The organism is Streptomyces sp. NPDC005962, assembly GCF_040629205.1.
GTDB lineage: Bacteria > Actinomycetota > Actinomycetes > Streptomycetales > Streptomycetaceae > Streptomyces.
In genome coordinates this window covers 156,817-170,207 of sequence record NZ_JBEXVE010000020.1, presented here as the reverse complement: position 1 = coordinate 170,207, position 13,391 = coordinate 156,817, and the positions used below count along the sequence as shown (strand labels likewise).

The following is a 13,391-nucleotide window of genomic DNA, read 5'->3' as shown; positions in this document are numbered from 1 at the left end:
AGGAGGGAGTCGACGCGGAGCGTCGGCGAGTGACGACAACGCCGCAGATGCGCGTGCCAGGGCCCGCGAGCCCGGCCCTGATCCAAACGACAGGCCCTAGCCCCGGGGCCGCGGCCCTTGGCCCCGGCCGGCCCCGGCCCGTCCCCACCCGCGCCAGGTGACGCGACTGCCCTGGCCCCGCGCTGGGGTGTTCCACGGCGGCGGCCCCGCCGCCACCCGCGCTTGCGGGCGGCGCCGCGCCCCGCCGAACACGCCCCGCTCCGCCGCCCCTCCGAGACGCAGCCACCACCCCGCCCCGCCGGGACGTGTGCTTACGGGGCGTGGCGCCCGGCCGTCGTGCGCGTTCGCGGCGCTGGGGTTCCACGGGGGCGGGCCCGCTGCCGCCCGCTTGCGGGCGCTGGCGTGGGCGCCCTGCGCCCGCTCGACGCGCCCCGGTCGGCCCGCATTTTCGAGGCGTAGCCGCTGCCCCGTTGCCCCGACCCGGTCCGGCTCGTGCCCTGCAGGGGCGTGTGCCTGCCGGGGCGTGGCGCCAGGCCGCCGTACGGGTCTGGCGCGCTGGGGTGTTCCGCAGGTCGGGTCCTGCTGCCGCCCGTGCTGGTGGGCGCTCTGCGCCGGTGGATGCCCGTGCCCCGGCTCGGTCCGGGCGAGGGGGCCTGGCCTGTCCCCGCCGGGGCGTGGGCCCGCCCCCGCGTCTGCCGCGCTGGGGTGTTCTACGGGGGCGGGGCCGTTGGACGCGCCCCGGTCGGCCCGCCTTTCCGTGGCGTATCCGTTGTCCCCGCTGCCCTGGCCGATCCTTGCCCCGCTGGGGCGTGGTGCCCGGCCGTCGCGCGGTTGGGCGCGCTGGGGTGTTCCGCAGGTCGGGCCCTGCTGCTGGCCGCGCCGGTGGATGCCTGTGGCTGGCTCGTGTGTTCGGGGCGGGGCCCGTGCCCCGGCTTGGTCCGGGCCAGGCGTGCCTGGGCTGTCCCCGCCGGGCGTGGCGCCCGCCCCCGCGTCTGCCGTGCGGTCCCTTCGGGGCGTCGCCGCCGCACCCGGGGCCCGGGCACGCCGGGGCGTGTGGCTGCCCCGCCGTGGTGACGGGGGCGGTGGCGCATGCCCGTCGCACCATCCGATGGGGTGATTTTCGGTCCGCGTCACCGGCCCGGAGTGCCCGGGACCTGACGCGGAGTGAACTACGCTCGTACGAACCCTGACCGCAGCCGCGGCGGGCTCGTATGCGCAGGTGGACGGGAGTGGGGCCCGTGGCGGAGCAGGCGGTCGACACCGACGGGGAGCCCCTGGGCGAACCCGCGGACGTGGATGCGGACGGAGTGCCTCCGGCCCGCGCGGCCGACGGCGGGGTGTGGAGCGGTGCGACACGCGCGGTGTTGTTCGCGGCCGCCGCCACCGTGGGCCGGGGGTTCGCGGGGCGCCGCCGGGAGCTGCTCGCGCTGCGGGCCGATATCGACCGCGCCGGGCTCGACACGATCGCAGGCCGCAAGGCCGCCCGCAGCCGGGTGCTGCTGATCGCGGGGCGGCCCGGCTGGGGCCGTACCGCGCTGGCCGAGGAGCTGGCCCGGCGGCTGGCCGACGACTACCCCGACGGGGTGCTCCAGGCGCGGCTGATGACGTCCTCCGGCGACCCCGTCCCCACCGAGCGCACAGCCCGCGACCTGCTGGTCCGGCTCGGCGTGACCGCCCCGCCCGGCGCGGACGAGGACGAGCTGGGGGAATCGCTCCGCGACACGCTGGACGGCAAGCGGGTCCTGCTGCTGCTCGACGACGTGGCGGGCGCCGAGCAGGTGGACGCGCTGCTGCCGGACGAGCCCGACTGCCTGGTCATCGCGGTCTCGCGGGGCCCGCTGACCGGCGTACCGGACGTCCGTCCGTGCACCCTCGGCGGGCTGGACGTGAGCGCGGCGGTCGGGCTGCTGGCGCAGTCGGCCGGGCCCACCCGGATCACCTGCGACCCGGTGGCCGCGCAGAGCCTGGTCGAGGAGTGCGCCGGTCAGCCCGCCGCGCTCGTGCTCGTCGGCGGCTGGCTCGCCGCCCGGCCCGAGGCCTCGGTGTCCGACGTCATCGAGCGGCTGCGCGAACTGCCGCCGTCCGACGGGGACGTCGACCGCGGCGTCCGCCCGCTGGCCCGCGCCTTCCGGCTGGCGTACGCCTCGCTGCCCCCGGCCGCCGCCCGGATGCTGCGGCTGCTCACGCTCGCCCCCGCCGGTTCGGCCGACGCGCACACCGCGTCCGCGCTGGCCGGATGCTCGGTGGCGGACGGCCGGGCGGCGCTGGAGGGCTTCGCCGCGTACGGGATGCTGCGGCCGCGCGAGGAGGGCCGGTACGAGCTGCCCGGCTGTCTGGACCCGCTGCTGCGCGAGCTGCTGGAGGCGACGGAGCGTCCGGCGGAGGTGGAGCTGGCCCGGGCCCGGATGCTGGAGCGCACCGTACGGCAGCTGCACGCCTGTCGGCTGGCCACCGAGCCGACGGGCTCCCCGGCCCGCAAGAAGCTGGCGGCGCTGCCGGGGTCGCTGCGGTTTCCGTCGGCGGAGGCAGCGGGGGAGTGGCTGGAGAGCCGGTTGCCCGCGCTCGTCGAGGCCGCCCGGCTGGCCGTCGAGGCCGGTGAGGTCGACACCCTGGCCCGGCGGCTGGTGTCCGCGCTCACCCACGCGCTGACCGCGCACCGGGGCGCCGAGGGCGCGGCGCCCGAACTGTACGGGCTGCACCAGCTGGTGCTGGACGTGGCCCGGCGCCGCGACCTGCCGGTGGAACGGGCGGCGGCGCTGCTGAACCTGGGCGATCTGGACGCGGGCGCGGGCCGGGTCGACAAGGCTCTCGCCCGCTACAAGGGCGCGCTGGAGGCGGCTCGCGCGGCGGGCGATCCGTATACGACCGGGCGGGCCCTGGAGTCCATCGGCGGGACGTACCAGGAGCTGGAGGACTGGAGCCGGGCCGCCGACTGGTACGGCCGCGCCCTGGAACTGCGGCTGAGCCGCCGTGACCTGGCCGCCGAGGCCCGGCTGTACGCCCGGCTGGGCACCGTCCGCGGCTACGCGGGCCGCTGGGCCGAGGCGCTGCGCGACTGGCGGGCCGCCGCGGCCGCCTGCCGCCGGGCCGGGGACCTGGAGGGGTACGCGCGGGCGCTGAGCGGCACGGCGAAGGCCCAGGAGAAGACGGGGCGCTCGAAGGAGGCGCTGCGCAGCTGGTCGGAGGCGGCCGCGGCGGCGCGGCGGGCGGACGAGCGGGCCAGGGCCCAGGGGCCCGAGCGGTCCCAGGGACCCGAGCGGTCCGAGCGGTCTCGGCGCGGTGAGGACACATGACGGCGCGGGGCCGCGAACCCCGGGGTTGAAGGGAGATCGCGAGTCGACCTACGAAATCAGTGGTGGTCTCGCGAAAGATAGAAGCAATGCAAGGCTAGACAGCGAGACGTCCTTCATTACACTGGCTGTACCCGCGACCGCTGCGGGTGTCCCAGGCATGCGGATGTATTCCGTTTTGCTGGTCTATGGCCGGTCCTGGCCGGTCTATGACCGGTTGTGGCCGGTCAAGCCCATAGTCCCCCCATATCAAGGACCGTGATCGACGTGAAGGTCGGTATCCCCCGCGAGGTCAAGAACAACGAGTTCCGTGTGGCCATCACCCCCGCAGGCGTGCACGAGCTGGTACGCAACGGCCACGAGGTCTTCGTGGAGCAGAGCGCCGGCCTGGGCTCCTCCATCACCGACGAGGAGTACGTCGCCGCCGGCGCCGGCATCCTCGCCACCGCCGACGAGGTCTGGGCCATCGCCGACCTGCTGCTGAAGGTCAAGGAGCCGATCGCGGAGGAGTACCACCGGCTGCGCAAGGACCAGACGCTCTTCACCTACCTCCACCTCGCCGCGTCCCGCGCGTGCACCGACGCGCTGCTGGAGTCCGGCACCACCGCCATCGCGTACGAGACCGTCGAGGCCGCGAACCGCACGCTGCCGCTGCTCGCCCCGATGTCCGAGGTCGCGGGCCGGATCGCACCGCAGGTCGGCGCGTACCACCTGATGCGGTCGGCCGGTGGCCGCGGCGCGCTGCCCGGCGGTGTGCCCGGCGTCGCCGCCGCCCGCGCGGTCGTCATCGGCGGTGGCGTCTCCGGCTGGAACGCCGCGCAGATCGCCATCGGCATGGGCTTCCATGTGACCCTGCTCGACAAGGACATCAACAAGCTGCGCGAGGCCGACCGGATCTTCGGCAACAAGGTGCAGACCATCACCTCCAACGCCTACGAGCTGGAGAAGGCGGTTCTCGACGCCGACCTCGTCATCGGCGCGGTGCTCATCCCCGGCGCCAAGGCGCCCAAGCTGGTCACCAACGAACTGGTGTCCCGCATGAAGCCGGGAAGTGTCCTTGTCGACATCGCGATCGACCAGGGCGGCTGCTTCGAGGACTCCCGTCCCACCACCCACGCCGAGCCGACCTTCACGGTCCACAACTCGGTCTTCTACTGTGTCGCCAACATGCCGGGCGCGGTGCCCAACACCTCCACCCACGCGCTCACCAACGCCACGCTCCCGTACATCGTCGAGCTGGCCAACCGCGGCTGGCGGGAGGCCGTGCGCCGGGACGCCGCGCTGGCCAAGGGGCTCAACACCCATGAGGGACAGGTCGTCTACGGGCCGGTCGCCGAGGCCCACGAGCTGCCCTCGGTCGAACTGGCCTCGCTGATCGGCTGAGGCCGCGCGGGCGGTCAACTCCGGGCGACGGCGGGTCAACCCACGTCGTCAACATCAGGTCAACACCGGGCATCCGGCCGGGTCTTGCCGAGGGGCGGGACCCGGCCGCGGGTGTGTCCGGTACGCCCCGGATCAGGCCCGACTCGGGCGTCCGTCAACTCGCCCTGAATGTAACTATCCAGACGCTTTGGGGGGTGGTGAAATCTCCGCGCCGCCGTCCATACGCCCTTGACATCGGGGTGTTCGATTGCCGACACATCGTGCCGTGTCCGGTGGATTGTGTTGCTGCGGACCGCCGACACGCCATAGAGTCGCCAACCGTCGGCATGGTGTCACGCTGACCTATCGAGAAATTTCCTGGTCACCAAGGAGGTAGGACGACTTGTGAATGAGTCGACATTTTCTCCCGGGGGTGGTCAACCAGGACCGGCTGCGCGGGGCCAGGGCCCCTCGGGGCTCGAGGCTGTCGGCTCCGTCGCTGTCCGTACCTTCGCAACCCACCAGAGCGTGACGAGCATGACCACAGCCCACCAGAGCCACAGCATGGACGGCCATCACGTGAACGCCATGGCCGGCGACCAGGGGGGCAACGAACCCGCCCGCTTCGCCGACTACGACGCCCTGCCCGACGGGCACTTCTACGACCCGGACGCCGAGTACGAGCCCGATCCCGAGTACGCGGCCACCCTCGCCCCCGACGCGGCCCGCCAGCGGCGTGAGCGCGTCGGCCCCACCGGCCGGCCGCTGCCGTACTTCCCGATCCCGGGACCGCTGACCGACCACGGCCCCGCGAAGATCATCGCGATGTGCAACCAGAAGGGCGGGGTCGGCAAGACCACGTCCACCATCAACCTGGGTGCCGCGCTCGCCGAGTACGGGCGCCGGGTCCTGCTCGTCGACTTCGACCCGCAGGGCGCGCTCTCGGTCGGCCTCGGGGTCAACCCCATGGAGCTGGACCTCACCGTCTACAACCTGCTCATGGAGCGGGGCATGTCGGCCGACGAGGTGCTGCTGAAGACGGCCGTGCCCAACATGGACCTGCTGCCCAGCAATATCGACTTGTCGGCCGCCGAGGTGCAGCTCGTCAGCGAGGTGGCCCGTGAGTCCACGCTGCAGCGGGCGCTCAAGCCGCTGCTGGCGGACTACGACTACATCGTCATCGACTGCCAGCCCTCGCTCGGCCTGCTCACCGTCAACGCGCTCACCGCGGCGCACAAGGTGATCGTGCCGCTGGAGTGCGAGTTCTTCGCGCTGCGCGGTGTGGCGTTGCTCACGGAGACCATCGAGAAGGTCCAGGAGCGGCTCAACCCCGACCTGGAGCTCGACGGCATCCTCGCCACCATGTACGACTCGCGCACCGTGCACAGCCGTGAGGTCCTGGCCCGGGTGGTCGAGGCGTTCGACGATCACGTCTACCACACGGTCATCGGCCGTACGGTCCGCTTCCCGGAGACCACGGTCGCCGGTGAGCCGATCACCACGTACGCGTCCAACTCCGTCGGTGCCGCCGCCTATCGCCAGCTCGCCAGGGAGGTGCTCGCCCGGTGTCACGCCGAGTGAGTCTGCCGGGCGCCGACGAACTGTTCCGCACCACGGGAGGGATGGGGCTCCAGTCCTCCTCGCCCGCGTCCGGCCGCCGCCAGGCGAACGGCGAGGCCCCACGGGTGCCCGCCCCCGCCACCGAGTCCGACCCGGGCGAGGCGGCGCCGGGCGGCGCACCGGCCGACGGCGGCGAGCAGTCCGGCGCGGCCGAGCACACGGGCCGTGAGACCACCCCTCAGGACGCGGGCGGCGGCCGCCCCGCCGCGGCCGGGGCGGCCGGAACCGGGGCCGGGACCGGGGAGCGGTCCGCCAAGGGCCGCCAGGCGCCCGACGGGGCCTCCCCGCCCGCCCAGGGCGGCCCCGCCCGCCGCCGGGCCCGCGCGGCCAACCGGCGCCCCAGCGGGCGCGAGCGCCACGACGAGAAGATCACGGTCTACGTCTCCGCCGAGGAGCTCATGGACCTCGAACACGCGCGACTGGTGCTGCGGGGCGAACACGGACTCGCGGTCGACCGCGGCCGGATCGTCCGCGAAGCGGTCGCGGTCGTCCTCGCCGACCTCGAGTCGCGCGGCGACGCGAGCATTCTGGTGCGCCGCCTGCGCGGCCGCTGACCGGGCCGGGCGATAGCCTGCCCGGATCGCGCGGGCTGACCCGCCCGGCCCTGAGCACCCTGGACCGCGATGCCGACGAACGCCCCGCACGACCCGCCGTCCCGCCGCCGCCCCCTGGGCCGAGGCCCCGGCACCGCCCCGCCCGCCGCCGGACCGGACGACGGCCCCGCCCCGTCCGAGGCGGACCCGGAAGCGCCGGGCCGTCCCGGCCCCCGAGACACCACAGCGCGGAAGGCCGAGCCCCACAACGCCACCGCCGAGCCGGACCCCCCACCCCCGACCGGCGGCGACGCGGCCCCGGCGGAAGCCCACGCCACTCCGCCCGCGCAGCGCGATGCGCCACCCCGCCCCCGGGGCGTGCCGTCGGGACCTGACGGGGCGTCGACGGTGTCGGTGTCCAGGGCCGGAAGCGCGGTGGAGGCCCCTGGTACCGCCCCGCCGCCCGGGGCGCGGGAGGCCGCGGCGCAGGCCGCGCCCGGCGAGGCCGAGGCCTCCGGTCCCGCCGCCCCGCTCCCGGCCGGGCACGCGGCTTCCGGTCCCGCCGCCGTTCCGCCGCCCGACGCAGGCGTTGCGGAAGCCCAGGGCGCTGTGTCCCCGGCTCGCGGTACGCGGGGAGGCGAGGGCCCCGCCGGGCAGGCCGGGACGGCTCCACCGCCCGCGCAGGGCGCCGCGTCGCCCCAGCGCCCGGCCCGCCCCCGGGGTGGGGGCGGGGGGAGCGAGGACGCGCCGTCGAAGACTGGCCGGACATCGGCCGTTTCGGCGTCCACGGCCGGAGGCGCGGTGGAGGCCCGTGGTGCCGCCCCGGCGCCCGGGGCGCGGGAGACCGCGGGGCAGGCCGCGTCTGGCGAGGCCGAGGCCTCCGGTCCCGCCGCCCCGCTCCCGGCCGGGCCCGCGGCTCCCGGTCCCGACGCCGTTCCGCCGCCCGGCGGCGACGCGGGCGCGGCGGAAGCCCACGACGCTCCGCCCGCGCAGGGCGACGCGTCGCCCCAGCAGCCGGTCCGTCCTCGGGGCGAGTACGCGCCGTCAGGGGCTGGTGGGGCGTCGGTCGGGGAGTCCGAGCCCGCGCATGAGCGGGCCGGGGGTGAGGACGGGCCGGACGGGGGCGCTGTCCGGGGCCACGGGGTGCCGCTCGACGGCGGCGCGGGCCCGTCCGGGGGCGGTGACGGCGAAGCCGCCGTCACGGGCGCCGAGGGCCCGCAGGACGGCGAGCCTGCTGGGGACGGCGCGAGTGCCGACGAGGGCGTGGCAGCCGAGGACCACAACGGTACGTTCACCGTGCGGCTCGACAACTTCGAGGGGCCCTTCGATCTGCTCCTTCAGCTGATCTCCAAGCACAAGATGGACGTCACCGAGGTCGCCCTCTCCAAGGTCACCGACGAGTTCATGGCGCACATCCGGGCCATGGGGCCGGACTGGGACCTCGACCAGACGACCGAGTTCCTCGTGGTCGCGGCGACCCTGCTCGACCTCAAGGCGGCCCGGCTGCTGCCCGCCGCCGAGGTGGAGGACGAGGCGGACCTCGCGCTGCTGGAGGCCCGGGACCTGTTGTTCGCGCGGCTGCTCCAGTACCGCGCGTACAAGCGGATCGCGGACATCTTCAACGACCGGCTGATCGAGGAGGCCCGCCGCTACCCCCGCACCGTCGGCCTGGAGCCGCACCACGCCGAGCTGCTGCCCGACGTCGTCATCCGTATCGGCCCGGAGGGGTTCGCGAAGCTGGCCGTCAAGGCGATGCAGGCCAAGCCCAAGCCGCAGGTGTACGTCGACCACATCCACGCCCCGCTGGTCAGCGTGCGGGAGCAGGCGGAGGTGGTGGTGGGGCGGCTGCGGGAGCTGGGGGAGGCCAGTTTCGCCACGCTCACCGCGGACGCGCCGGACACCCTCACCGTCGTGGCCCGCTTCCTGGCCCTGCTGGAGCTGTACCGGGAGCGCGCCGTCCTGCTCGAACAGCCGGAGGCGCTGGGCGCGCTCATGGTGCGCTGGTCGGGCGCGGAGGACGGACAGCGGCCGCTGGTCACCGACGAGTTCGACCAAGAGGCACAGCCACAGAACGCGCAGGCACAGGAGGTACGGACATGAGTGAGCCGGTCGCCGAGGCCGAGATCTCGGAGGTCGCGGAGCTCGACCTCAAGCCCGCGCTGGAAGCCGTCCTCATGGTCGTCGACGAACCCGCCACCGAGGAGCACCTCGCCAAGGTGCTGGACCGCCCGCGCCGCGCGGTCGCGGGCGCGCTGCGCGAGCTGGCGGACGAGTACACGGCGCAGGGCCGCGGCTTCGAGCTGCGGGTGGTCGCGGGCGGCTGGCGGTACTACACCCGGCCCGCCTTCGCCGCGGCCGTCGAGGGCTTCGTCCTGGACGGCCAGCACGCCCGGCTCACCCAGGCCGCTTTGGAAACCCTCGCGGTAGTCGCGTACCGTCAGCCGGTCAGCCGTTCCCGCGTCTCCGCCGTCCGTGGAGTGAACTGCGATGGCGTGATGCGCACCCTCCTGCAGCGCGGACTGGTGGAGGAGGCGGGCACGGAACCCGAAACAGGTGCGATCCTGTACAGGACGACGAACTACTTCCTGGAGCGGATGGGCCTGCGCGGCCTGGACGAGCTTCCGGAGCTGGCACCGTTCCTCCCCGAGGTGGACGCGGTCGAGGGCGAGTCCCAGGAGGGCGTGCCCTCGTTCGACCCGGACGCACCGGACACAGACGTAACACCCGTAGACGTAGACGTAGACGACACCAGCCACTCTCAGACGGAAACTTGATGCGAAGCAGCGGCAGGAACAGCAGGGGCAGCGGTAGCGGCCGCAGCGGCGGCGGTAACGGCCGCAGCGGCGGCGGTAACGGCCGCAGCGGCGGCGGTAGCGGCGGCAGCGGCGGCAAGAACCACCGCGGGGCCGGGAACGGCCGCGACGACAAGCAGAAGCGCACCGATCGCCCCCGCCCCGAGGAGCGCCGTTACGACGCGAGCGCCCCGAAGCCCAGCGGCGGCGGCCCCCGGGGCGGCGCGTCCAAGAGCGGTGCCCCCAAGGGCACCGGCGGCCGCCGGAAGCCGACCGCCCCGGCCCGCCCGCGCGAGTACGAGGCCCAGATAGAGGAGCGGAACCGGGCCCGTCACAACAAGCCGCAGACCAAGCTGCCCAAGACGTTCGGCGAGCAGGACGGCGAGCGGCTGCAGAAGGTCCTGGCCCGTGCGGGCATGGGCTCGCGCCGCGCCTGCGAGGACCTGATCGACCAGGCCCGCGTCGAGGTCAACGGCCAGGTCGTCACCGAGCAGGGGCTGCGCGTCGACCCGGAGAAGGACGAGATCAAGGTCGACGGGCTGACCGTCGCCACCCAGTCGTATCTGTTCTTCGCGCTGAACAAGCCCGCCGGTGTGGTCTCCACCATGGAGGACCCGGACGGCCGCCAGTGCCTGGGCGACTACGTCACCAACCGCGAGACCCGGCTCTTCCACGTCGGCCGCCTCGACACCGAGACCGAGGGCATCATCCTGCTCACCAACCACGGCGAGCTGGCCCACCGCCTCACCCACCCCCGGTACGGCGTCAAGAAGACCTACCTCGCCGCCATCCAGGGCCCGCTGCCGCGCGACCTCGGCAAGCAGCTCAAGAACGGCATCGAGCTGGAGGACGGCTACGCCCGCGCGGACCACTTCAAGGTGGTCCAGAACACCGGCAAGAACTACCTCGTCGAGGTCAGCCTCCACGAGGGCCGCAAGCACATCGTCCGCCGCATGCTCTCCGAGGCCGGATTCCCGGTCGAGAAGCTGGTCCGCACCGCCTTCGGCCCCATCCCCCTGGGCGACCAGAAGTCCGGCTGGCTCCGCCGCCTCACCAACACCGAGGTCGGCATGCTGATGCGCGAGGTGGAGCTCTGATAGGGCCCGCCAGGCGCCCGGCGACCGGATCTCTGCTCGGACTGGCACTCGGTGACGCCCTCGGCTTCCCGACCGAGTTCCACGACGTCCCGGCGATCCTCGCCACCTGCGGACCCTGGCGGCAGATGGAGCTGCCGGGGCACCCGGGCACCGCGTACGTCACCGACGACACCCAGATGACCCTGGCGCTCGGCCGCGGACTGCGCACGGCGATGGAGCGCGGCCCGCTCGCGCCGTCGCGCTTCACCCGGCCGGTGCGGGAGGAGTTCGTGGAGTGGTGGCGCTCCCCGGACAACAACCGGGCCCCCGGCGCCACCTGTCTGCGGGCCTGCCATCTGCTCAGCCAGGAGGAGCGCCCCTGGGCGGAGGCCAGCCAGATCGGCTCCAAGGGCTGCGGCGCCAATATGCGCGTCGCCCCCCTCGGGCTGGCACCCGGGCTGACCGGCGACCAGCGGGCGGGGGCCGCGCAGCTCCAGTCCGCGCTGACCCACGGGCATCCGACGGCGCTCGCCGCGAGCGAGCTGACCGCGCACGCGGTGTACGTGCTGGCGCGGGGCGCCCGCCCGGCCGAGCTGCCCGGGCTCTTGCGCGCGTACGCCGAGGAGAACCGCACCCGCTACCGCGAGGACTGGCTCGGCGACCTCTGGCGGCACTCCCACGACCCCTCGCCCACGACGTTCATGGCCCGCGGCTGGGACGAGTGCCTGGGCGTCCTCGACCGGCTGGACGACGCGCTGCGCGCCCCCGACCCGGAGGCCGATCCGTGCCTGGCCACCGGCGCGGGCTGGATCGCGGAGGAGGCGCTGGCCACCGGGCTGCTGTGTTTCCTGCTCTTCCCCGAGGAGCCGGTGCTCGCCCTGCGCCGGGCCGCCTGCTCCTCCGGCGACTCGGACTCCCTCGGCTGCCTCGCCGGAGCCTTCGCCGGTGCGTATCTGGGCGCCGGGGCCTGGCCCGAGGAGTGGACGGAGCGGATCGAGTACCGCGAGGAGCTGCTGTCGCTCGGCTCCCGGTGGGACGCGTGAGCGGGGGACGGGCCCGGCTCGTTAGGCTGATCGGGGACACTGGGGACGCGTACGACGCGTACGGCGCGTAGGACGCACGGAGGACAGACGCGCGGGACACGCGTGAGACGCAGCACAGGCACAGGCACAGCACGCGCAGGGAGCACAGACGTGGCGGTACGAGCGGTTCGCGGGGCGGTCCAGCTGGAGCGGGACGAGGCGGGGCACATGCAGGAGCAGGTCTCCGAGCTGATGACCGCCATCCTGGAGCGCAACAGCCTGGTGCCGGACGATCTGATCAGCGTCTGGTTCACCGCCACACCCGATCTGCACAGCGACTTCCCCGCGGTGGCCGCGCGCAAGCTCGGGATCACCGACGTGCCGCTGATCTGCGCGCAGGAGCTGGACATCGCCGGGGCCATGCCGCGGGTCGTCCGGATACTCGCGCACGTCGAGACCGACCTCGCCAAGACCGACGTCGCCCATGTCTACCTCGGCGCCGCGGCGACCCTCCGCAAGGACATCGCCCAGTGAGAACAGCCCTCGTCATCGGCACCGGACTGATCGGTACCTCCGCCGCGCTCACCCTCGCGGGCCGCGGTATCCACGTCCACCTCGCCGACCACGACGCGGACGCGGCCCGGACCGCCGAGGCGCTCGGCGCCGGTACCCAGGAGGAGCCGGACGGGCCGGTGGACCTGGCGATCGTCGCCGTACCGCCCGCGTACGTCGCCCGCACGGTGGCCGACGTGCTGCGCCGGGGCGTGGCGCGGGCCTGTCTGGACGTGGCCAGCGTCAAGGGCGGGCCGCGCCGTGAGCTGGACGAGCTGGGCTGCGACCTGACCCGGTACATCGGGACGCATCCGATGGCCGGCCGGGAGCGCTCCGGGCCGCTGGCCGCCACCGCGGATCTGTTCGAGGGGCGGCCATGGGTGCTCACACCCGGCCCCGACACCGATACCGAAGTGCTCAATCTCGCACTGGAACTGGTCGCGCTCTGTCGCGCCGTGCCCGTGGTGATGGACGCCGACGCCCACGACCGGGCCGTGGCGCTCGTCTCGCACACCCCGCATCTGCTCTCCAGCATGGTCGCGGCGCGGCTGCGGGACGCCGACGAGACCGCGGTACGCCTCTGTGGCCAGGGCATCCGCGATGTGACCCGGATCGCGGCCTCCGACCCGGCCATGTGGATCGACATCCTGTCCGCCAACCCCGGCCCGGTCGCCGACGTGCTCGCCGGGGTCGCCGCCGACCTGGACGAGACGGTACGGGCGCTGCGCGCGCTGCAGTCGGCCGACGAGGCCAAGCGCGGCGGGGGAGCGGCCGGGATCGAGGACGTGCTGCGCCGCGGCAACGCCGGGCGCGAGCGGGTGCCGGGCAAGCACGGCGCCGCCTCGGCCGTCTATGAGACCGTGACGGTTCTCATCGGCGACCAGCCGGGCGAGCTGGCCCGGATCTTCGCCGACGCGGGCCGGGCGGGCGTCAACATCGAGGACGTACGGATCGAGCACGCCACCGGCCAGCAGGCGGGCCTGATCCAGCTGATGGTGGAGCCGTCCGCCGCCCCCGGGCTGACCAAGGCCCTCCGCGAGCGGGGCTGGTCCATCCGGCAGTGACCGGGAGCCCCGGATGAGCCAGTAACCTTGTCCGGGACTCAATAAGCTCCGTTCAACCCAGCCCCGTGCATACGAAAGGT

Annotated in this window: 10 protein-coding genes; all 10 read left to right on the top strand. The window is 74.3% G+C overall.

Annotated features, from left to right (window positions below):
* Positions 1 to 1,361 precede the first annotated feature (1,361 nt).
* The 10 genes from ABZ370_RS29120 to ABZ370_RS29075 all read left to right on the top strand — a co-directional run bounded on the left by ABZ370_RS29120 (position 1,362) and on the right by ABZ370_RS29075 (position 13,311).
* Complete coding sequence (locus ABZ370_RS29120) at positions 1,362 to 3,293, top strand: tetratricopeptide repeat protein (RefSeq protein WP_358626451.1); 1,932 nt, start codon at positions 1,362 to 1,364, stop codon at positions 3,291 to 3,293.
* 264 nt (positions 3,294 to 3,557) lie between these two features.
* Positions 3,558 to 4,673: an alanine dehydrogenase gene (gene ald, locus ABZ370_RS29115; protein ID WP_358626449.1), complete on the top strand. Its 1,116-nt coding sequence runs from the start codon at positions 3,558 to 3,560 to the stop codon at positions 4,671 to 4,673.
* A 384-nt stretch (positions 4,674 to 5,057) separates the two neighbouring features.
* Positions 5,058 to 6,233, top strand: coding sequence for a ParA family protein (locus ABZ370_RS29110; protein ID WP_358626421.1), 1,176 nt, complete (start codon positions 5,058 to 5,060; stop codon positions 6,231 to 6,233).
* The gene (locus ABZ370_RS29105) at positions 6,218 to 6,826 is read left to right on the top strand and encodes a hypothetical protein (RefSeq protein WP_358626419.1); all 609 of its coding nucleotides are present in this window, start codon (positions 6,218 to 6,220) and stop codon (positions 6,824 to 6,826) included. The genes ABZ370_RS29110 and ABZ370_RS29105 overlap by 16 nt, the downstream gene beginning before the upstream one ends.
* 780 nt (positions 6,827 to 7,606) lie before the next feature.
* Complete coding sequence (locus ABZ370_RS29100) at positions 7,607 to 8,905, top strand: segregation/condensation protein A (protein WP_358626447.1); 1,299 nt, start codon at positions 7,607 to 7,609, stop codon at positions 8,903 to 8,905.
* The gene (gene scpB, locus ABZ370_RS29095) at positions 8,902 to 9,579 is read left to right on the top strand and encodes an SMC-Scp complex subunit ScpB (protein WP_358626417.1); all 678 of its coding nucleotides are present in this window, start codon (positions 8,902 to 8,904) and stop codon (positions 9,577 to 9,579) included. Before ABZ370_RS29100 ends, scpB begins: the two co-directional genes overlap by 4 nt.
* Entirely contained in the window at positions 9,579 to 10,694 is a 1,116-nt protein-coding gene (locus tag ABZ370_RS29090) for a pseudouridine synthase (protein ID WP_358626415.1), read from the top strand. The genes scpB and ABZ370_RS29090 overlap by 1 nt, the downstream gene beginning before the upstream one ends.
* Positions 10,691 to 11,716 (top strand): ADP-ribosylglycohydrolase family protein, encoded by a 1,026-nt coding sequence (locus ABZ370_RS29085; protein ID WP_358626446.1) that lies wholly within the window; start codon positions 10,691 to 10,693, stop codon positions 11,714 to 11,716. The genes ABZ370_RS29090 and ABZ370_RS29085 overlap by 4 nt, the downstream gene beginning before the upstream one ends.
* Positions 11,717 to 11,866: 150 nt before the next feature.
* Positions 11,867 to 12,229 carry a chorismate mutase gene (gene aroH / locus ABZ370_RS29080; RefSeq protein WP_358626413.1) on the top strand — a complete coding sequence of 121 codons (363 nt, stop codon included), beginning with the start codon at positions 11,867 to 11,869 and terminating at the stop codon, positions 12,227 to 12,229.
* Positions 12,226 to 13,311 carry a prephenate dehydrogenase gene (locus tag ABZ370_RS29075; RefSeq protein WP_358626411.1) on the top strand — a complete coding sequence of 362 codons (1,086 nt, stop codon included), beginning with the start codon at positions 12,226 to 12,228 and terminating at the stop codon, positions 13,309 to 13,311. Before aroH ends, ABZ370_RS29075 begins: the two co-directional genes overlap by 4 nt.
* Positions 13,312 to 13,391 lie beyond the last annotated feature (80 nt).